Source organism: Coleofasciculus sp., assembly GCF_046539235.1.
GTDB lineage: Bacteria > Cyanobacteriota > Cyanobacteriia > Cyanobacteriales > Coleofasciculaceae > Coleofasciculus.
Genome location: NZ_JBKHHI010000025.1, coordinates 1 through 19,877, shown reverse-complemented (window position 1 = coordinate 19,877; position 19,877 = coordinate 1). Strand labels below are relative to the sequence as shown.

The following is a 19,877-nucleotide window of genomic DNA, read 5'->3' as shown; positions in this document are numbered from 1 at the left end:
ATTTCTACTCACCAGTCACCATTTATCAATGAATCGTTCAAAAATTGTGGCAATTATTACTGGAGCCATTTCCATACTGCTGGCACTGGCATACCTTCTATTGGTTCAGCTTTTGGACTTTCGCGGAGAAATGATTCCCGCCCCGGTAAGTCAGTTACCACAGAACGTTCAAGTGATGAATAATTAGGGTCTGCTGAATAAGTCTTGTGGTGAGGAGAGGGAATAGGGAACACCTCGACCCTTCGACAGGACTTCGGACGTTCGGCGAGCGCTCAGTCGAGCCGCGTGAGCGCGGCAACTGAGCCTGTCGAAGTTCAGTCGAACGCTCAGGGCATCGCTTACCTAACACGCTCGGTGTGTCATAGGCAATGGGCAATGCTTTCGACCCCTTATTGAGGGAAAGTTTGGCGCTTATGTCGGCGAAAATCCCAGTATGCAAGAGGGTGATCGTGTAAAAACGAAATGACAAATGACAAATGACAAATGACAAATGACCTTAATGTTACCAGTCGTCCTGTTGAGAATCTCTTAAATCTTTCACCTTGGAAGCATCTCTCAGGGGCATAACCACTCGTGCGATCGCGTCTTGGATAAATACTTTCATAAATTCATCCTTACGGTTTAGCTGAAATTGCTGCTGCACCACTTCTGTCATTCCTCCATCACCCCAATCTTGATCATGACGGAAGTATTCAATAAAACTCTTCCCAGCAATTCGGATTAAATACGCCGCCGTTACCCCTTGAATCGCTTTGCCAACTAAATAGGTAGCGAGGTGAAATTGTAGCGCCCTAGAGATAATTTGCATCGCCCCTTGAACAATTCCCAAACTGGCTAAGGTTTTCCCCAGAGACAGCGCTAATTCTCGCCCCCGTTCCATATTCAAATCACAGCCGTAAATTTGACCAATTTCCACCACCATCTGGGCGTTAACCGCCGCCGTTGCTAATAAATCGACGACAGGTAACGGCGTAACCGCAATCACTCCAGCGCCAATCCACTGAAACCGTTCCACTACTTTCTCCGCCTGTCGCCGCCGTTGGTGATCAATCAGACGACGGGCGTCTTCGCCTAAACGCTGAGACTGGAGTAAGATATTATCCGCAATCAAGTCTTGCCCTTCATCGCGTAGCACCGCCGCCAGACGCCGGATTAAGGGTATGATATCCGGTTCAGGTTGAAAATATTCCCCATTTTCTAATCTTACAGGCTGGGGATTGGCAGCAATGGCTACCACATCCGATGCAGCAATAAACCCACGTACCTGATGGCGTAACCGGGCGAGAATCGTTTCTTTATCCGTATCGGTATAGAGATCGGTTTTATTCAGCACCAACAGCGATCGCTTCCCAATATCCGCTAGACGACGTAACGGATCATACTCCGACTGTCGCAAGTCATTATCCACCACAAACAATAATAAATCGGCTTCCGTGGCAAGCTGTCGCGCCAGTTGTTCCCGTTGGGTACCCACTACACCCGCTTCTAAAATCCCTGGTGTATCGGTAATCAAAATCTGCCGTTCTATTCCCTTCAACGTTAGCGTATAGGTTTGTCCCTGATCTGTGGTTCCCATCGGTGCGCCCACTTGACCCACCATCTGCCCAATGAGAGCATTAATCAGAGAGGTTTTCCCCGATGAACCCGTGCCAAAGATGACAACCAACAATTCTCCACGGGCTAACGTCGCCTCAATCTCACGCGATCGACTCAACAGGGCTTGTTGGGCTACCTGATCTTGAATGTTGTGCACCTGTTGTCGCACGGCTTTGAGGGTTTCAGAAGCGGCTTCCGTTTTCTCCTGCGGTACTTTTGGCGTCGGGCGGCGTCGGCGAGAGGATTTGGGGCGGCTGAATGTCCAAACGTAATAAACAAACGTGGCAATTAACAGGATAAGTAGGACAATCAGCAATAAGACGAGCAAATTTGCCAGTAGAGGCGAATTTAACGACCAATAGAGTCGATTAATCGAGTCAATCAGCCACAGGATTAGCCCCAGAATAATACTGAGACCGATAATGAGCGTCAGTAGGCGGGGTAGGGGCATAATCTAAGCAGGCAGAAGGGATAGAAGGCAGATGGCAGAAGGTTTTCTCCCAGGCAGATGGCAAAGGTGTTTAGACGGACATGCTATAAAATAAAATTGGCTGGTTTCTCTTTACATTATCCATATAACAACCAAAATTGGGAGTCGCTACCCAATCCGGTTGTACTCAAATGTGCCAACGCTAGTCATACATCCTAAATTACCCTGTGGTGAGCCAGAGCAACGAACTATACTTGATGAATGACGCTTACACCCAGAAACTTTAGGGGCGCAAGCCTTGCTCCCGAAAATACTTAGGGGTGTAAGTCTTGCGCCCGTAAGCCTTGGTTATCTACCCAAAACTAAAGCCTAAAGTAGATAGAGACATTACTTTACAGCCAAAAAACGATGAGTCTATTCAATCAAATTCTCGGTGCGATTAATAACCCCTCTCAGGAAGCCAGTTCTGGTCAATTAGCTGGGATTCTCGGTACCGTGCAAAACCTCAGCCAAAGTGCCAATGCTGACCCCTCCACGATTCAATCGGTTTTATCTATTGTTGGCAAATATGCTCGTCCAGCATTACAACAAAAGCGAGAAGCTGAAGGAGAACAAGGGACGCAATCCTTTATCAACCAATTCAGTGGTACAGGTGCTAGCAATCAAGCGGTTAATTTACTCTTTAGTACACCCCAAATCCAACAGTTAGTCGAGGAAGCCGAACAACGGACAGGACTCAATGCTGCTACCATTCAATCCCTGTTACCCATGTTGGTTCCCTTGGTGCTGAATTTACTCAAAACTGGAACAAATAACCAAAATCCCGAAGGATCGAATTCTGTACTAAATTCATTCCTCGATGCGGATGGTGACGGCGATGTGGATATTGCTGATGCGATGCAAATGGCGTCTCGTTATCTGAATCCTTAGTTTGTTTGTATGTATGTAGTAGGCACTTTAGTGCCTTAAAAGCCTTGATTTTCCTGACTACGAACGGGATCATACAAGTCCGATACTAGCGGACATGATATTACAGGTGTTTCGGGCGCACGTCGGTGTGTCCCTACAGTCCTAAATACCAAATTACCTCTACCAAGTTAAAAAAGGAAATTCTACATTCACATTCCATCGCCGACCATCGTGAAGTAACAAAGTAAGATGAGATACCAAAAACTTAAATTCTAACGGTTGGTTCTCAAATTCAATCCACGCCTTGCGGAAATTCTGCCGTTTCAAATCACGAAAAGCCACAGTGACATGAGGAGAAAAGGGACGATTTTTAGAACGATCATGAACGATACCTAGAGATTCTTCTAGATATGCCATTAAATCATTTTGAATCGTGATCAGTTCGGGTGTTTTCAGAACATTGACGTAAATAACGCGAGGTTTAAACGCCCCAAACCCTTGAAGGGTGATGGGGACGGGTATCCTAGTTTGAGCAAAGGTTTTAAGGGATTCTTCGAGAACAGGTACGGCATCGGGTTCCCAGTCAAAAGGGGGTTGCAGTGTAATATGGGGTGGAGATTTGAGGGCGGCTTTACTCTCGTAAACGTCAGCACAGTGTTGCTTAATCTCCGTAATCGAGTCTTGAATGGTTTGAGGGGGAAGTAGGGCGATAAAAAAGCGTTTTTTCATAAGCTGTCATGCATTTAAATTGGATATTAGTAGCGAGCAAGATGCAAAGCCTGCGGCATGGCTTCGCTAAACACACTACAATAATTTCGTCATTATTGGCATTAAGTAAGAAAAATAGTTGGCGTATTGTTTCCGCAAATATGTTGATTTTGGTCAAAGTCCAATGTCTTCGGGAATAATTTGATTGAGAGAGGTTCGAGAGGTATTCTGGTCAGGAGTAGAGTGCAAAAACGTGACGCGATCGCTCATTGCTAAAGCCACCTCTGGAATCACCCAGTTCGTAGTTCGTGGGGTGCGTTACGCTGTCGCTAACGCACCCTACGGTTCTAATTTAGAATAAAACTATGGCGGTGACTTAGGATAAAAATATGGAACCACTGACGCTATCGGCAGCTGCGATCGCAACTCTGGTGATTACTAAGGCGTTTGAGAAGACGGGCGAGGTGTTGGGAGAAAAGGCATTAGCCCAGGGTGGGAAGTTGGTAACATTGCTGAAAGCGCGATTTCCTCACGCTGATGCAGCACTAGCGCGGGTGGAGGAACAACCGGAAGATTGGGGAGAAGCAGTGCTGGAACTTGAAGCCGCCGCGCAGCAGGATCAAGAGGTGGCGCAAGCGGGAAGGAGTTGTATCAATTACATCCGTTAATTCGGGAATTTTTGATTGGAAAGCGGGAAGCGTCAGGGATAGCGGATGAGTTGAAGCGGGAATTTTGTCGGGTGATGGTAGGGGAAGCCAGGAAAATTCCAGAGACGCCGACATTAGCAGAGATTAAAGCCGTCAATCCGGTGATTTCTCATCTTGCAGAAGCGGCGACGACTCAACAAGATTGGTTGATAGATGATGATTTAATCTCGCCCTTTGGTGGTTTGAGTCGTTTTTATGAAGGTCAAGGACTCTATAATCAAGCTGAACCTTGGCGTAAGGATTGTCTATCTGTCACTGTCCAGCGTTTGGGAGAAAATCATCCCGATGTCGCTACTAGCCTGCATAATTTATCAACACTCTACGATAATCAAGGACGCTACGAGGAAGCGGAACCTGTTTATTTAGAAGCCTTAGCCATTGCCGATCGCACGTTAGGCTCTAATCATCCTAATACTATTCTCTACCGTAATAATCTGCAACTCCTGCGCGATAGATTACGCCATTCTCCCTGATGGCGCTTATGGGAGTGGCTGGCAAGACTTAAGTACATAATATATGGTGGCAATGGTGCGTTACGCTACGCTAACGCACCCTACAGATAGAGGCTTTGCTTAAGTCCTAGCTGGGAAAAGTTGGTGGCGGATGGGGTAAGGGATGGACGAAATTCGCGATAACTTCTCCACAATTCAAGTTACCCTAAGATAGACAAGAATCGCTCACAATCGGATAAGCTTTTCAAGATTTATCACTCTGGAACCTCTTCCCTAAAATCCTTTGACAGGCTAATCAATTCTCTAATACCAAATCCGGGTTAGCCACCCCCTTTATAACTAAAGTCCGCGTAGGCGGACTTTGTTTGTGTAGCCGCGATTTTAATCGCCGTGATAAAAGGGGATTACTATCTTCAGGAATCAGTTGATCGGGAGAGGTTCCAGAGGTATTCTGGTCAGGAGTAGAGTGCAAAGACGTGACGCGATCGCTCATCGCTAAAGCCACCTCTGGAATCACCCTGACAATTTTCGTAGGGTGAGGAGAGCGATAGCGTAACGCACCTTTAACCTCATCATTATCATTGGTGTGTCTGGGTAAGCCTTGACTTCGTTAAACGTACCCGACGAGTTCTGATGGTTGGTTCGGTGCGTTACTTCGTTAACGCACCCTACAGGTTCTACTGACTAAAGTCCGCGTAGGCGGACTTTGTTTGTGTAGCTGCGATTAAAATCGCCGTGAGCAAAGGGGGTTACTGACAATTTTCGTAGGGTGAGGAGAGCGATAGCGTAACGCACCTTTAACCTCATCATTATCATTGGTGTGTCTGGGTAAGCCTTGACTTCGTTAAACGTACCCGACGAGTTCTGATGGTTGGTTCGGTGCGTTACTTCGTTAACGCACCCTACAGGTTCTACGAGTTGTGCTGTAGTGCGATCGCAGGTTTCTATTCCAGTCCAACACCCTTGCTTCGTTATCATAAAATAATACAATGTTCGCCCGGTGATAGTACGTCTATGACCCAAGTTCCCCTTCTCACTCCACCTTCCACCGATCAACGTATTGTGTATTCCAGCATTACCTGGGAACAATTTAAGCTAATTCAGGCTGGTTTTGCCAACTCTCCGGGTATTCGACTGGCTTACTATAACAGCACTATTGAAATTATTATGCCGGGACGCGAACATGAAATGTTTAGTCGGCTCATTGGCTTTTTAATTGGGTTATTTTGCCTAGAAAACGCCATTGAATTTGAACCCACGGGTTCCATGACTCAAGAGCGAGAGGGAGTCGTTTCTGCTCAAGCCGATGAATCTTACTGTTTTGGTTCATCCAAATCCATTCCTGATCTGGTTATCGAAGTTGTAGTCACCAGTGGTGACACTAGCAAACTGAAGCGATATCAGGCATTGGGAGTGCCAGAAGTATGGTTTTGGCAAGACGGTTTATTCAGCCTCTATCGCCTACGAGATAATCATTACGACAAAATTATCCGCAGCGAAATTCCCGAACTGGCAACACTGAGTATTGACCTGCTCACCCGTTGCGTGTTGATGGCTCAGACTTCTCGGTTGGAGGCAGCGAAAGAGTTTCGCAACGCCCTTAAATCGCCATCGGCTTGAATAATGAGATCCCCGACTATACTTATTCAGCAAGCCCTATCTACTGTCACCATTTAAAAATTGCCGTACCCCTTGAAGATAAACATCCGGGGCTTCTAACATCGGGAAATGAGCCGTATCGGGAATTTCCCAATACTCCACCTTCTCACTCAACGCGGCTGCCCGTTGTCCCAAAACAGATGGAATAATCTGATCATATTCCCCCGCCACTAATAGCGTCGGTACTGTTAACTGGGCAAATTCCGATGGCATTACCTCCGCCGCATACTTACTCACCGACGTTAACATCGTCCCCAAAGCGGCATCATAATCCGCTATGATAAAATCTTCTAAAAATGTCCGACTTATGGTTCCCGGTAGAGGACGATGCAAAAATCGCGCCATAAACAACGCCCCAGCAAAGGGAATGTTCAGAAACCAGCGGGGGCGATACCTTACCACATAACCGCCAAATTTATGAAACGCGGCAAAGGATTTTTCCTCATATTCAAAAATACCGCTACAAGTTAAAATAGCCCGTTCCACTTGATCCGGATAGCGGTTGAGGAACATTGTCGCCACCGACGCACCTAGGGAATGAGCATTAATATAGACGCGCTTGAGGGCGAGCATCTCTAACAGTATCGCCAAATCTTCGGCATAGTCCTCCATTTCATAGAGTAACCCAACCGGTTCTGAAGGCAGACGCGATCGCCCAAATCCGCGCAAATCGTAAAGCAAACAATTAAACTGATCCGACAGCGCTTCAGCCGTACTTTGCCAATACCGAGCCGAACCGCCCCAACCATGAATGAACACCATCACAGGCTTATCATCCAACAGCTGGGACGTAGCAATCCACTCGTAGTAATGATCGACGCCGCGAACGTTAACTAGAGGCATTCTTGATTCGTTTTGATACCACCACTGATAAAAGTTTATGCCGATTCCGGCTTCGGTAGGGATGACGGATGCAGCAACAGTTCGGCTGTCGAACGTTTCTCTACCATTTCCCGCGTAATTGTACAGCGAGTCACATCCTTGCGCGAGGGTAACTCATACATCACCTCTAACATCAACTCTTCCACAATACCCCGTAGCGCTCGCGCTCCGGTTTTCCGCCGATAAGCTTCTTGGGCAATGGCTCGCAGCGAGTCTTCGGTAAACCCAAGCTGCACATTGTCCATCTTCAACAACTTCTGATATTGCTTCACCAAAGCATTGCGCGGCTGGGTCAAAATCGCGATCAGAGCTTCTTCATCCAAGGGATCAACCACCGCCGCGATGGGGATACGACCGATAAATTCCGGAATCATCCCGAACTTCACCAAGTCATCGGGTTCTAAATGTCGCAGTAAATCCGCCGCCCGTTTTTCTTTAGATTGACCTTCTCCCGGCTGAATAAAGCCGATTGAGCGCTTACCAAAACGTTGTTCAATCACCTTCTCTAGACCGACAAAGGCACCACCACAAATGAATAATATATTGCCTGTATCAATCTGAATGCAGTCTTGATAGGGATGCTTGCGTCCGCCCTGAGGTGGCACGTTGGCAACGGTTCCCTCGAGCATCTTCAGTAACGCTTGCTGAACCCCTTCCCCAGAAACATCCCGCGTAATCGAAGGGTTTTCGCTCTTACGGGCAATTTTATCAATTTCATCGATATAAATAATTCCCCGTTGCGCTTCTTCAACATCCAAATCTGCTACCTGCAACAGCCGCAGTAAGATGTTCTCCACATCTTCACCCACATAACCCGCTTCCGTCAGCGTTGTCGCATCGGCAACGGCAAAGGGAACATCCAGTACAGCCGCTAAGGTTTGCGCCAGTAAGGTTTTACCACAACCCGTGGGTCCCAGGAGCAAAATATTCGACTTTTGCAGTTCCACCGCATCATCTGCCCCAGCTTTGCCCTTTGCCTTGGCTTCAAGAAAACTTAGGCGCTTATAGTGGTTATAAACAGCCACGGATAGAACTTTTTTCGCATCGTCCTGACCGATGACATGTTCGTCAAGATAGTTTTTCAGTTCCCGAGGTTTAGGAATCTGATTCAGTGACAAACCGGATACCCGAGTGCGACGTTTTTGGGGGGGTTCCGAGCGGGGGACTTGCTGGGGAGCCGGAGCGCTGGAATCAAGCAACTCCTCATCTAAAATTTCGTTACATAAATCTACACATTCGTCGCAAATGTAGACTCCCGGTCCGGCAATTAGCTTGCGAACCTGCTCTTGAGACTTGCCACAAAATGAACATTTTAGATGGGAGTCGTATTTAGACATAAACAGCCTCTTACTTAATAGAAGTGACGGTGGCTTCGCTCTTGAGATTCTCTCGCAAGATAACTTGGTCTACTAAACCATACTCTTTGGCTTCCGCTGCTGACAGAAAAAAGTCGCGCTCAGTATCCGTGGCGATTCTTTCATAAGGTTGACCCGTATGATAAGCCATTAGCTCATTGAGCTGATTCTTATGATATAAAATTTCCTTGGCTTGGATTTCGATGTCAACGGCTTGTCCTTGGGCACCGCCTAGGGGTTGACTCATCATAATCCGGGCATTGGGCAGAGACATGCGTTTTCCAGGTGTTCCCCCAGTTAGCAGAATCACGCCCATATCCGTCGCCGCACCAAAACATATTGTGACAATATCGGGACGAATCTGTTGCATTGTGTCGTAGATTGCCATTCCAGCAATCACTCCCCCAAGTCCGAGAATCGGTCCACCGGGGGAGTGAATGTAAAGCTGGATATCCTTGGTTGGATCTTCGGCTTCTAAATACAAAAGCTGGGCAATGATCGAATCAGCCACTACGTCATTGATTCGGGTTCCCAGAAATACAATCCGCTCCCGCAGCAGCCGCGAGTAGATATCAAACGCCCGTTCCCCGACGCCAGACTGTTCAACCACCATCGGGACGATGTTGCTTGAATTTGAATGACTATTTGTACTAACAGAGTAAATTTCCGGGGAACTCCAGCTTGTAAATGAGTAGTCAGGGAACTGGGATTGCAGCATAGAACAAGGATTAAAGTATTTGTGTCAACAAGTGAATGGTTTTCCCGGCAGGTTTGAACAAAGATGTTCTCCGGAAGCCTTGGGCGGGATTTAACCCACGTTAACTTCTAGTTACCATTATGCCTTAGCAACATCAATAAGTGCTGAAGATGGCGATTAAATCTTTTGCCCAAGACTGATCGCTCCTGCTTGTTCTGGGTTAACTCCCCAACCCCTAAGTTTATTCGCTCGCTGCCGTTTGCTCAGAAGCATCAGGGGTGGGTGATGGTTCCTCGCTTTCCTGATCAGCCGTGGCTTCAGGTTGAGCGGCGGTCTCTTCACTTGCCTCAGAGCCAGTTTCCGGTGTATCCGTTGTTTCTTCGGTCTCTAGTGAGCCTTCCGGAACCAGTTCAATGGTAGCGTGTTCTTCCAACCATTGAATCGCTTTTTCCTTGAGCAAATCCGACTTGACGAACTCCCGCAAGCGTTGCGGATCGACATCTTGTCCTGCCAATTGTTTCATCACTTCCTGACATTTGGCATCCATCTGTTCATCATCCACGGTCAGGGATTCCCGTTTCGCCAGTTCCTCAAGAGCAAGGGATTGGCGCAGGCGGGCGATCGCATCAGGGCGGGAACGCTGACGCAGTTGGGGCATCATTTCCGCTGTGAATACTTTCTGTAGATCCATCCCATAGTTTTCCATCTGGATCGCCGTCTGGGTTAATATCGTTTGAACTTCCTGCCCAATCAGGGTTTCGGGTAGGTCAATCTCAACTTGTGCCACCAGCGCTTCGATCAGAGCGTTTTCCTTATTCGTTTTGGTTTCTTGCTCGGCTTTTTCGGCAAATTGTTTTGCCAAGGATTCCCGCAAGTCGCTGATGGTTTCCTCTTCACTAATGTCTTGGGCGAAGTCGTCGTCAAGTTCCGGTAACTCTTTTTCCTTGAGTTCTTTGAGGGTAAGGGTAAAGACGGCACTCTGGTTGGCTAAATCCTCTCGCGGATAATCCTCCGGAAATTTCACCGACACCTCTTTGGTTTCCCCCGGTGTCATGCCCACAATTCCCTGCACAATGTCAGTCAGAAACCGTCCTTCTTCGAGTTCTAGCTGAAAGTCAGTCGCCTCACCGCCAGAAATATCAACGGCTTCCTCTCCCTCAGGTGTCAAACGACCTTTATAGTCCACAACCGTCACATCACCCATTTGAGCGGGGCGCGATTCGACGGGAATTAGCGTAGCGTACTCAACCTGACGTTCTGCTAAAAAATTATCCACCGCGTCAGGGTCAGGTTTTACTTCTTCAGCTTGAACATTGAGATTCCCGTAGTCTCCCAAATTAATCTCTGGAGGCACATCCACCGATGCCGAGAATGTTAACGGTTGTCCCGGCTGGAACTGACTCAGTAGTTCTTCAAAGGTGGAAACCAGCTGGTAGTTGCCCAGTGCCTCAATGGTTTCTTGGCTCAGGGCGTCCCGTAAACTATTTTGGACCAAATCTTCCAGCGCCGCTTCTTTGATCCGTCCCGGACCTAGACGCTGGAGCAAAATTTGACGCGGCACCTTTCCCTTGCGAAACCCAGGAATGTTGGCAGAGCGGGCAAGATTTTGCACGACCTTCTCGTAGACCTTCTTGGTCGTTTCGGCAGGAATTTCAATTTCCAGACCGAGTTGGCTCTTGGGGAGTTTTTCCTGAGTAACTTTCATTGACGCTTGTTTTGGAGACAACTGAATTGTATAGACGTATTTTCAAGCTTAGTCCATAGCTAGGCTATGGGCGGGGTAGTTGACGATATGCTAGTCTGACAACGAGTTAGTTTGAGTTATAGTCATTGTTTCAGGGTATAAAAGAGGTCGGGCGGGGTTTCCGTATCTGATGATAGTACATTCAGAGCGTCTACAGCAGCGAATCTACCCCTAAACCCGCTAGGCTAGGCAAAATGTTTCCACTGTCGAAGCCAGGAGAACTTGTACCGCCTGTTCCAGCAGACGTAGCCAGCTACGTCTTGCCGCCGGGATATGAATTGAGCTGCCTACTCATCAACTCTGAACCAGAACTGTTATCGTTAATTTGTCCCGTTAAGGGCAAGCCAACGGTAATATGCCAGTCAATTGGCGCAAATCTCGGACTGTCGTGTTATCACAAGAAAAGAATCGCATTTGTTCAAATCTTAGAGATTTTGTCAAAATATAGATTACATATTTCCCTTAAATAATGTTTTAAGATTAAGAAAATTTAATTGTTTTTTGGCTACATTAAGTCACTGTCCACCGAATCGATGTGTTAAAAAATTGGAGGTAGATCGTTTGTCTAGTCAAGTTCGCGTTGCTATACTGGGCGCAACGGGTGCAGTCGGCGCCGAGTTACTGGAATTATTAGAAAGCCGTAACTTTCCCCTTACCCATTTAAAGCTTTTAGCCTCACCCCGTTCGGCGGGACAAACTCTCCAGTTTCGAGGCGAATCCCTATCGGTGGAAGCCGTGGGGGAGGATTCGTTTAAAGAGGTGGATTTGGTTTTAGCCTCGGCTGGGGGTTCAACTTCTAAAGCTTGGGCATCTAAAGCAGTGGAGCAGGGAGCTGTGGTGGTTGACAATTCCAGTGCTTTTCGCATGAATCCTGACGTCCCCCTGGTTATTCCTGAGGTCAATCCGGAAGCGGCGGCGAAGCATAAAGGGATTATCGCCAATCCCAACTGCACGACGATATTAATGGCAGTAGCCGTTTGGCCCCTGCATCAGGTGCAACCCGTCCAACGGATTGTCGTGGCTACCTATCAATCAGCTAGCGGTGCAGGTAGACGGGCGATGGCAGAACTCAAAGCCCAAGCTCAAGCCATTTTGCAGGAGCAAACACCACCTACGGAAAGCTTTCCCTACCCCTTGGCGTTTAACCTATTCCCACACAATTCTCCGTTGAATGATCAGGGATATTGCACCGAAGAGATGAAAATGGTCAACGAAACCCGTAAGATTTTCGATGATCCCCAGATCCGCATTAGCGCCACTTGTGTTCGAGTTCCTGTGCTGCGAGCTCACTCAGAAGCGATTAACCTAGAGTTTGCTCAACCGATGTCTGTCGCCACAGCCAAGGAACTACTTGCCAATGCACCAGGAGTGCGACTGGTGGAAGATTGGCAGGCGAATTATTTCCCCATGCCGATAGATGCTACGGGTAAGGACGATGTACTGGTGGGGCGAATTCGACAAGACTTGTCTCATCCCTGTGGATTAGAGATTTGGTTGAGTGGTGACCAAATTCGCAAAGGGGCGGCTTTGAATGCTGTACAAATTGCCGAGTTGTTGGTGGAACGAAATTGGTTAAAGCCAGCAACAGCAATGATGGCTTATTAATTTGTTTGTCTTTGGTTTTATGTCCTTTGTCCTTGGTTCTATCCTGTGGCAAAGCTGTTGTATGTCTATTGTCGTAGTTCAGAGTGGATTTTAGCTCTATCCCTAATGACTAATGACTAATGACATAAGACCAATAACTAATGACCAAATAGGAGTGAAAGAAGGGTGGTCAATTTTGGACGTGTATTAACGGCAATGATTACGCCGTTTAAAGAAGACGGCAGTGTAAATTATCAGGTTGCTGAGAAATTAGCGGCTCATTTAGTGGAACAGGGTACCGATACCGTCGTCGTCTGTGGTACAACGGGTGAATCCCCGACATTGACATGGGATGAAGAGTCTCAGTTATTTCAGGTCGTGCAAAAAGCGGTGACGGGGAAAGCCAAGGTAATTGCTGGCACAGGATCAAATTCCACCCAAGAAGCGATCGCAGCCACCCAAAAAGTCGCTAAACTAGGGGTAGATGGTTCATTACAAGTTGTTCCCTATTACAATAAGCCCCCACAAGAGGGACTCTATAATCATTTCCAGGCAATTGCCAAATCCAGCCCTGATTTGCCTGTGATGCTCTACAATGTACCAACGCGCACGGGTCAAAACCTCCAACCGGAAACTGTTGCCCGTTTAGCGGAAATTCCCAATATTGTAGCGATTAAAGAGGCGAGTGGTAGTTTCGAGCAAGGCAGTCAAGTACGGCGTCTGACGCCACCGGATTTTGCCATTTACTCAGGAGAAGATTCCTTTACCTTAGCCTTATTAGCACTAGGGGCAAGTGGAGTCGTCAGTGTTTCCTCCCATCTGGTTGGTCTAGAACTCCGGCAGATGATCCAGGCTTTCCAAGCGGGTCAAACTGACCTAGCCAGAGACATTCACTTAAAGCTTTTTCCGTTATTTAAAGTCTTGTTTTGTACTGCCAATCCTATTCCACTCAAAGCCGCATTAAAACTTCAAGGATGGGACGTCGGTTCACCCCGTCCACCCTTGAGTGAGCTGCCGATGGAATTGGAACAACAAGTCAAGACGGTTCTCCAAGACCTTTCTTTACTTTAAATTGTCATCAATCTTGTTGATGTAGATGTATAGGAGAGTTAAATTTACCGTAAAATAAATACAACGAAACATTTATGATGAACGACTCTTGATTTTTGGGCTAAAGTAGCCTATTATCTGCTCCTTGCCCATTGAGGTGGTAGAGAGATAATTTATCGGAAATTCCCTAGTTTTTATCGATAAACTCTAGAAACCAGCTCGGTTTTTTAATAAAACTTGTGAATCAAGTTGAATTAATCACAGCAGGCATTGAGCCAAGGATACCATTTTCAATGGTAACCTCTTGTTCTTTATTGTCTGGATTTTTATCGCCGTTCTCAATGATGGATCACATCTTATGTTCTTTCTTTCCGATAGGTTCACTGATAACTCAAATAAGAAAAGCTACCATTTCTGACAAAATTGAGTTAGTCTAGATTAAATAAGACAAGTTTATTGCCAAAAATTTATTTCCTATATAAATGGCAATTTTCAATTCAGGTTTAACGTTGTAATTAATGAGTAATATAACTCTCAAAGGAGGCAAATTGACTAGCAAAAAATCTTCACCCGCTCTAAAAATTATTCCCTTGGGTGGGCTGCATGAAATTGGCAAAAATACCTGCATTTTCGAGTTCAACGACGAAATTATCCTTTTGGATGCAGGATTAGGATTTCCCAATGATGAAATGCACGGGGTTAATATCGTTCTACCCGATATGACCTATTTGCGGGAAAATCGCCATAAAATCAAGGGCATGATTGTCACCCATGGTCACGAAGATCATATTGGTGGACTTCCCTATCACTTGAAGCAATTTGATATTCCCATCATTCACGGACCTAGACTGGCAATGGCGCTGCTGAAAGGCAAACTGGAGGAAGCTGGAGTTAGCGATCGCACCAAGTTAAATGCCGTGAGTCCTCGCGAGACGGTGCGGATTGGCTCGTCCTTTATGGTCGAATATATCCGCAACACTCACTCCATTGCCGATAGTTTTACCGTAGCGATTCACACCCCCATTGGCGTCGTTGTCCACACCGGAGACTTCAAAGTCGATCATACCCCGGTCGATGGTGAATACTTTGATTTTCAACGATTAGCCGAACACGGGGAAAAAGGTGTCCTTTGTCTGCTCAGCGATTCCACCAACGCCGAAGTTCCCGGACATACCCCGTCTGAAGCGTCCGTTTATCCCAATCTGGATCGTATTTTCTCCCAAGCACCGGGACGAATACTGGTCACCACATTCGCCTCATCAGTTCATCGAGTGCAACTGATCTTAGATCTGGCACAAAAACAAAACCGAGTGGTGTCTGTTGTCGGTCGCTCCATGCTCAATGTGATTGCCCAAGCTCGTAATCTGGGGTATATAAAATGTCCCGATAGCTTATTCGAGCCACTCCACGCCGCGAATAATTTACCCCCAGAAAAAGTATTAATTTTAACCACTGGATCTCAAGGTGAACCTTTAGCGGCTCTCACCCGGATTTCCAAAGGGGAACACCGGAAACTGAAAATTCAAGAGGGTGACACAGTAGTCTTCTCCGCGAATCCGATTCCCGGTAATACGATCGCGGTTGTAAATACCATCGATCGCCTGATGATGCAAGGGGCAAACGTGATCTATGGACGCCATCAAGGGATTCACGTTTCCGGTCATGGCGCTCAAGAAGATCATAAACTAATGCTCGCCTTAACCCGACCCAAGTTTTTCATGCCCGTTCACGGGGAACATCGGATGCTGATCCAACATGGCAAAATGGCGCAAAAGATGGGTATCCCGGCAGAAAATATCGTGATTACCAATAACGGCGATATGGTGGAATTAACCGAGAATAGCATTCGTGTTGTCGGTCAAGTTCCCTCCGGTATTGAGTTAGTCGATCGCTCCGGTATCGTGCATCATGAAGTCCTCAAAGAACGTCAGCAGCTTGCAGGAGACGGTGTAGTAACTGTCGCCGCCGCCGTAAGTTGGGAGGGTAAACTCCTCGCCCAACCCGAAATTCACCTGCGGGGTGTCGTGGCTAGTGTGGAGAAATCCTTGCTCCAGCAGTTAGTGATTAAGCGGATTGAGCGGACATTGAGTGAGCAGTGGACTGACTTTGCCAAGTCATTGGATGGTAAAAAACAACCAGAAGTTGACTGGACAGGATTGCAACAGAAAATTGAGGGGGATTTAGAACGGTTAACTCGCCGCGAACTGCAAAGTCGTCCTCTAGTGGTATTCTTACTACAAACTCCAGAGGAAGCACCTGTGAAAACGGTAGGACGTCGTCGCCAGCGTACAGCGGCTAAGGCGGCGTCTTAGATTATTCCGGCTGTAGAGACGTAGCATGCTACGTCTCTACAATGTTAATAGGATGCCATCAAATCTTATCGATTTTTTTAGGTTGGGTTGACAAATAAAACTCAACTTATTCTTTTAGAAATTTAGATTTAATTCATATTAAAACAATTGATATATAGATGAAACATTATCCAATTAAATAGAGAAAAGCAGAATTTTACATAAATACTACACCATGAAAAATTCATATAAATATTTATTCGCAACTACTTTAGGTGCTGCTACTGAACATGAATACACTTGTGATCAGAACAACGGCGTTAGTCGATTTCATTGTTAAGGCTGGTGGGCAGTGCCCACCCTACGGTATATCAAAGGTTTCGGCGATCCAAACATACTGATTTTAGATTCATTCTTCCTAAGTGTCTGTATCGGTGTAGCCATCGTGCTTATTGCCTCTCGATTTCAGGTTTATGCAAAAGATCGCATTCCTTTGCCGATCGCAGATGACTGACTACCAGATAGGGGATTGAGCAGAGGTAACCTGACTCCATGGAGCGGATGCTGCTGAATCGCCGATACCAGAGCCATCCCGAAGATTTTGCGATCGCTTCCTCATATATCAGTTAACCTGATAACCTTAATGAGTTATCCTTATAAGTGGTGTCACGGACACCGCTACTGCGAGTGAACTGAACTTCAGTTAGATTACTGATGCCCCCAAGTTCAGCCTCTGGCAACATGTAAATCAGCACTCTAGCTTTAATAATGGGGATAAATCGACAGTTATCAGCTTTTTTATCAATCGTCCTAGCGTATTGACTGACAACCCAGTCACGCTTTATAAATACTGCTTTTAAGATGCGCTGCTCCTTGGTTAGAGCAGCATATATAACCCAGTTTTCTTAACATCTGGGTGATCACCAACAGAACCAAGAAACTGTGAATACACCAGCTTTTACTCGTGAAGAAGTTTACAGAACGTGCAAAATTCACGCTGAAACTTCACTAAACCTTTACGGACATTGATCCGGTGTAAATGCCAGAGTAATTGTAGGTGAATAACAAGTGTTTTAGTTGGTTTTTTGATAGCACAGGAACAGATTTATGAGTGTATCTGATTTTACAACAAAGAACCCAATTCTTACGAAATGGTTTTGGATAGAGCCAAAACAGCCGTCCTCAACCCCAACCCAACCCCGCCAACCGAAAAAACGGTTTGATTTGCTCAAACCCATTAAACAGTGGATTGATGGGATTGAAGTCCATAATCCCCAACTGGCGCACTTGATCTGCCATCTGATCCCCGCCCAATGTCCCTTTGAGCGAGACATTAAACTATTTGGGCATACCCTGTTTCACATTCCGCCTCTGTGTAAGCTGAATCCCTTCTATGAGGAAGTAGTCGGGTTACGCTTCCGGGCGCTGTGCTATTTGGCAGATGAATGTGGTGAAGATATTTCCGCTTACTGCTAAAATTCCAAGACTGGGAATTTTAATGTTAGGTGCGGAATCCTTGATCACACAGCATGGCAATCATTGCTCTGAAAGCCTGGTATCTCCAGGACTACGAACCGATTAAAGAACTGGAGAAACGCCCTCACGATTTGCGGTTAAGCAAAAACAGCTTGCTCAAGTCAGGGTTAAGGGCTGACTTCTTAGACGATAGTCAGGATGTCAAAGAATCGGAATGGTTTGGACGCTACCTGGATGGGGAAACGGTGGAGTTTTACATCGAAGGGAGTGGTGGCTATGCTATTTCCAATATTGATTTGATCTCCCACGAGATTTACTTCACCAAGAAAGAGGTAATGGCGCAACTCGATCCGATTATCTTTTTGAGTTATCAAAATGAATGCTCAAGTGCAAGTGTTGCGCTACGGGATAGCCTGAATGACACCCTGGAGAACTTCAATCAGCGATCGCGTCTCCCCCTAACCCTAGAACAGTCTCGTCGCCCTGTGGGTGAACCAATGCGCCTCAGTAGTACCCAGATGCGTCGCATCCGCAAGAGTTTGCTGTTTGTCGCCGATGGTACCGCGATCGCGAAAGTAGACCGAGAACAGACACCCCTCGTGATCCCCAATCCCCAAGTCTGTGTCGAAATTGGTTACGCCCTCACCACCAAGCGTCGAGAACAAATTTTACTGGTACAGATGGAACGCCCCGATTTACCCGGACAGTTTCCCTTTGAGGTTCCCCAGCACCAGCAGCTATCATTTCGTCAACCTGAGGATTTACAAAAGACCTTGCCTGTGGTATTAGAAACATTACTGCAACGGTTTAATGTATTAACGTGATTTATCCCTCATGGTCACAGATAATAATTGGGATGGATTGAGGAGAAAATTTCATGCCAAGAACTCCAGATGAGTTTGCCGTTCACATTCTTATGGCTGGCGGACACCGGGAAGAGGTGCGTTTTACCACGATTCAAGAGTTTCAGAAATGGTACAGTGGTGAACTCGTACCCAAATCTGAGTCTAAGGACTTTATCAACGTCCCGATTAAAAATATTCAGGGCGAATATATGGTGGTACGCCCCTCCAGCGTTTTAGCGATTCGGGTGGAACCCATCTTCGGGGGTAGCGTCGAGCGCTTTTAGTCTTTGTCATTGGTCATTGGTACACCCCCCAATGGCTGATGATGGATGATACGACGTCACAGTTTGAACAAGCATGAGAAAACAACTGACGAGTCTATCTCTGAGTTTAGGCATACTCTTATTCAGTGGCAGTAGTTGGGCTGTTCCTGATGTTCCCTTAGAACGAATCAATCCCGATACTGAAGCGGTGACACTGGACTCCCTCGGCTTCGATGAGCAACTCTGGGGGACTCCTGAACAACCTGGTGATCGGCAAGCTTTACTTAAGTCAATTGACCATAGCCTGCGCTATCTGGCGACGCCGACAGCAGCAGCGACGTACCAAAACTATCCCATCCCAGGAATAACTCTGGAACGAGTGCGCCGTTCCCTGGTGCGATTTCGTCAACTTCTGCTCACCTCCAGTTCCCCTGCCCAACTGCAAGCGGCGGTGAATCGCGAGTTTGAGGTTTATCAGTCGGTGGGACATGATGATCAGGGATCGGTTTTGTTTACGGGGTACTTTGAACCGATTTATGCTGCCAGTCGCATCCCTAGCGCCGAGTATCGCTATCCCCTTTACCGTTTACCGACAAACTTTAATAGCTGGAAAACACCTCACCCGACTCGTGCTGATTTAGAAGGAGTCAATGGATTTGGCGAAAATACTCCCCTGGATGGGTTAGAACTCGTCTGGTTGCGCGATCGCCTCCAGGCATTTTTGATTCATGTTCAGGGTTCTGCCCGGTTGCAATTGCCTGATGGTAGTGTGATGAGTGTTGGGTATGCGGGGAAGACAGATTACCCTTATACCAGTGTGGGGCGAGAATTGGTCAAAGATGGCAAGTTGCCTCTGGATGGGTTAACCTTACCCGTGTTAATTGATTATTTCCGTCAATTTCCCAGTGAACTGGATCAATATCTACCTCGGAATCAAAGTTTTGTCTTCTTCCGGGAAACCAATGGCGCACCTGCTACTGGAAGTCTAGGTGTTCCTGTGACAGCCGAACGATCGATCGCTACGGATAAATCTTTAATGCCTCCAGGCGCATTGGCGTTGATTCAAACTCGCATCCCTTATCCTAATGCCCAAGGGCAACTGGAATCCCGGTGGGTGAGTCGCTATGTTTTGGATCAAGATACGGGAAGTGCGATTAAAGGACCTGGACGAGTTGATATATTTATGGGGACAGGAGTTTTGGCAGGCGATCGCGCGGGGGTAATTGCCG

General features: G+C 46.8%; 19 protein-coding genes. 12 read left to right on the top strand and 7 right to left on the bottom strand.

Going from position 1 to position 19,877, the window contains the following annotated elements:
• Positions 1-28 precede the first annotated feature (28 nt).
• A complete protein-coding gene (locus ACLFWI_RS04390) occupies positions 29-187 on the top strand; it encodes a hypothetical protein (protein WP_006101148.1) in 159 nt (52 codons plus the stop codon).
• Between the two features lie 315 nt (positions 188-502).
• Here ACLFWI_RS04390 and ACLFWI_RS04385 read toward each other — a convergent pair whose 3' ends face one another.
• Entirely contained in the window at positions 503-2,047 is a 1,545-nt protein-coding gene (locus ACLFWI_RS04385) for a YcjF family protein (protein WP_446411910.1), read from the bottom strand.
• 387 nt (positions 2,048-2,434) lie between these two features.
• Here ACLFWI_RS04385 and ACLFWI_RS04380 point away from each other — a divergent pair, with 387 nt between their 5' ends.
• Positions 2,435-2,956, top strand: coding sequence for a hypothetical protein (locus ACLFWI_RS04380; RefSeq protein ID WP_446411909.1), 522 nt, complete (start codon positions 2,435-2,437; stop codon positions 2,954-2,956).
• A 159-nt stretch (positions 2,957-3,115) separates the two neighbouring features.
• On the opposite strand, the gene ACLFWI_RS04375 is transcribed toward ACLFWI_RS04380, so the two are convergent.
• A complete protein-coding gene (locus ACLFWI_RS04375; RefSeq protein ID WP_446411908.1) occupies positions 3,116-3,664 on the bottom strand; it encodes a 2'-5' RNA ligase family protein in 549 nt (182 codons plus the stop codon).
• 368 nt (positions 3,665-4,032) lie between these two features.
• Here ACLFWI_RS04375 and ACLFWI_RS04370 point away from each other — a divergent pair, with 368 nt between their 5' ends.
• Together ACLFWI_RS04370 and ACLFWI_RS04365 are read left to right on the top strand one after the other, a co-directional pair.
• Positions 4,033-4,311 carry a hypothetical protein gene (locus ACLFWI_RS04370; RefSeq protein ID WP_446411907.1) on the top strand — a complete coding sequence of 93 codons (279 nt, stop codon included), beginning with the start codon at positions 4,033-4,035 and terminating at the stop codon, positions 4,309-4,311.
• A complete protein-coding gene (locus ACLFWI_RS04365) occupies positions 4,290-4,823 on the top strand; it encodes a tetratricopeptide repeat protein (protein WP_446411906.1) in 534 nt (177 codons plus the stop codon). The genes ACLFWI_RS04370 and ACLFWI_RS04365 overlap by 22 nt, the downstream gene beginning before the upstream one ends.
• A gap of 274 nt (positions 4,824-5,097) precedes the next feature.
• Here the strand turns inward: ACLFWI_RS04365 and ACLFWI_RS04360 are convergent, their stop codons facing one another.
• On the bottom strand, positions 5,098-5,307 hold the full coding sequence (locus tag ACLFWI_RS04360) for a hypothetical protein (RefSeq protein ID WP_446411905.1): 210 nt from the start codon (positions 5,305-5,307) through the stop codon (positions 5,098-5,100).
• 509 nt (positions 5,308-5,816) lie between these two features.
• Between ACLFWI_RS04360 and ACLFWI_RS04355 the strand changes: the two genes are divergently transcribed.
• On the top strand, positions 5,817-6,422 hold the full coding sequence (locus ACLFWI_RS04355; RefSeq protein WP_446411904.1) for a Uma2 family endonuclease: 606 nt from the start codon (positions 5,817-5,819) through the stop codon (positions 6,420-6,422).
• A 36-nt stretch (positions 6,423-6,458) separates the two neighbouring features.
• On the opposite strand, the gene ACLFWI_RS04350 is transcribed toward ACLFWI_RS04355, so the two are convergent.
• The 4 genes from ACLFWI_RS04350 to tig all read right to left on the bottom strand — a co-directional run bounded on the left by ACLFWI_RS04350 (position 6,459) and on the right by tig (position 11,100).
• On the bottom strand, positions 6,459-7,304 hold the full coding sequence (locus ACLFWI_RS04350) for an alpha/beta fold hydrolase (protein ID WP_446411903.1): 846 nt from the start codon (positions 7,302-7,304) through the stop codon (positions 6,459-6,461).
• Between the two features lie 35 nt (positions 7,305-7,339).
• Positions 7,340-8,680, bottom strand: a complete 1,341-nt coding sequence (gene clpX, locus ACLFWI_RS04345; protein ID WP_446411902.1) for an ATP-dependent protease ATP-binding subunit ClpX — start codon at positions 8,678-8,680, stop codon at positions 7,340-7,342.
• Between the two features lie 10 nt (positions 8,681-8,690).
• Positions 8,691-9,416 (bottom strand): ATP-dependent Clp endopeptidase proteolytic subunit ClpP, encoded by a 726-nt coding sequence (clpP, locus tag ACLFWI_RS04340; protein ID WP_446411901.1) that lies wholly within the window; start codon positions 9,414-9,416, stop codon positions 8,691-8,693.
• Between the two features lie 220 nt (positions 9,417-9,636).
• Positions 9,637-11,100, bottom strand: a complete 1,464-nt coding sequence (gene tig / locus ACLFWI_RS04335; RefSeq protein WP_446411900.1) for a trigger factor — start codon at positions 11,098-11,100, stop codon at positions 9,637-9,639.
• Between the two features lie 600 nt (positions 11,101-11,700).
• Here tig and ACLFWI_RS04330 point away from each other — a divergent pair.
• The 7 genes from ACLFWI_RS04330 to mltA all read left to right on the top strand — a co-directional run.
• A complete protein-coding gene (locus ACLFWI_RS04330) occupies positions 11,701-12,744 on the top strand; it encodes an aspartate-semialdehyde dehydrogenase (RefSeq protein WP_446406357.1) in 1,044 nt (347 codons plus the stop codon).
• A gap of 165 nt (positions 12,745-12,909) precedes the next feature.
• Positions 12,910-13,794, top strand: coding sequence for a 4-hydroxy-tetrahydrodipicolinate synthase (gene dapA / locus ACLFWI_RS04325; RefSeq protein WP_446406356.1), 885 nt, complete (start codon positions 12,910-12,912; stop codon positions 13,792-13,794).
• A gap of 497 nt (positions 13,795-14,291) precedes the next feature.
• Positions 14,292-16,085, top strand: coding sequence for a ribonuclease J (locus ACLFWI_RS04320; protein ID WP_446411899.1), 1,794 nt, complete (start codon positions 14,292-14,294; stop codon positions 16,083-16,085).
• A gap of 1,086 nt (positions 16,086-17,171) precedes the next feature.
• Positions 17,172-17,540, top strand: a complete 369-nt coding sequence (locus ACLFWI_RS04315; protein ID WP_446411898.1) for a Mo-dependent nitrogenase C-terminal domain-containing protein — start codon at positions 17,172-17,174, stop codon at positions 17,538-17,540.
• A 53-nt stretch (positions 17,541-17,593) separates the two neighbouring features.
• Positions 17,594-18,364 carry a hypothetical protein gene (locus ACLFWI_RS04310; protein ID WP_446411897.1) on the top strand — a complete coding sequence of 257 codons (771 nt, stop codon included), beginning with the start codon at positions 17,594-17,596 and terminating at the stop codon, positions 18,362-18,364.
• 53 nt (positions 18,365-18,417) lie between these two features.
• A complete protein-coding gene (locus ACLFWI_RS04305) occupies positions 18,418-18,669 on the top strand; it encodes a hypothetical protein (RefSeq protein WP_006106003.1) in 252 nt (83 codons plus the stop codon).
• A 73-nt stretch (positions 18,670-18,742) separates the two neighbouring features.
• A partial coding sequence (gene mltA, locus ACLFWI_RS04300; protein ID WP_446411896.1) for a murein transglycosylase A occupies positions 18,743-19,877 on the top strand: 1,135 nt, incomplete at its 3' end.

Bases quoted from the DNA above. Each gene is read 5' to 3' on its own strand.
- ACLFWI_RS04310 (WP_446411897.1), top strand. From the start codon at position 17,594: ATGGCAATCATTGCTCTGAAAGCCTGGTATCTCCAGGACTACGAACCG.
- ACLFWI_RS04375 (WP_446411908.1), bottom strand. From the start codon at position 3,664: ATGAAAAAACGCTTTTTTATCGCCCTACTTCCCCCTCAAACCATTCAA.
- ACLFWI_RS04390 (WP_006101148.1), top strand. From the start codon at position 29: ATGAATCGTTCAAAAATTGTGGCAATTATTACTGGAGCCATTTCCATA.
- ACLFWI_RS04315 (WP_446411898.1), top strand. From the start codon at position 17,172: ATGAGTGTATCTGATTTTACAACAAAGAACCCAATTCTTACGAAATGG.
- ACLFWI_RS04380 (WP_446411909.1), top strand. From the start codon at position 2,435: ATGAGTCTATTCAATCAAATTCTCGGTGCGATTAATAACCCCTCTCAG.
- ACLFWI_RS04320 (WP_446411899.1), top strand. From the start codon at position 14,292: ATGAGTAATATAACTCTCAAAGGAGGCAAATTGACTAGCAAAAAATCT.
- tig (WP_446411900.1), bottom strand. From the start codon at position 11,100: ATGAAAGTTACTCAGGAAAAACTCCCCAAGAGCCAACTCGGTCTGGAA.
- clpP (WP_446411901.1), bottom strand. From the start codon at position 9,416: ATGCTGCAATCCCAGTTCCCTGACTACTCATTTACAAGCTGGAGTTCC.
- ACLFWI_RS04385 (WP_446411910.1), bottom strand. From the start codon at position 2,047: ATGCCCCTACCCCGCCTACTGACGCTCATTATCGGTCTCAGTATTATT.
- ACLFWI_RS04355 (WP_446411904.1), top strand. From the start codon at position 5,817: ATGACCCAAGTTCCCCTTCTCACTCCACCTTCCACCGATCAACGTATT.
- ACLFWI_RS04370 (WP_446411907.1), top strand. From the start codon at position 4,033: ATGGAACCACTGACGCTATCGGCAGCTGCGATCGCAACTCTGGTGATT.
- clpX (WP_446411902.1), bottom strand. From the start codon at position 8,680: ATGTCTAAATACGACTCCCATCTAAAATGTTCATTTTGTGGCAAGTCT.
- ACLFWI_RS04350 (WP_446411903.1), bottom strand. From the start codon at position 7,304: ATGCCTCTAGTTAACGTTCGCGGCGTCGATCATTACTACGAGTGGATT.
- ACLFWI_RS04305 (WP_006106003.1), top strand. From the start codon at position 18,418: ATGCCAAGAACTCCAGATGAGTTTGCCGTTCACATTCTTATGGCTGGC.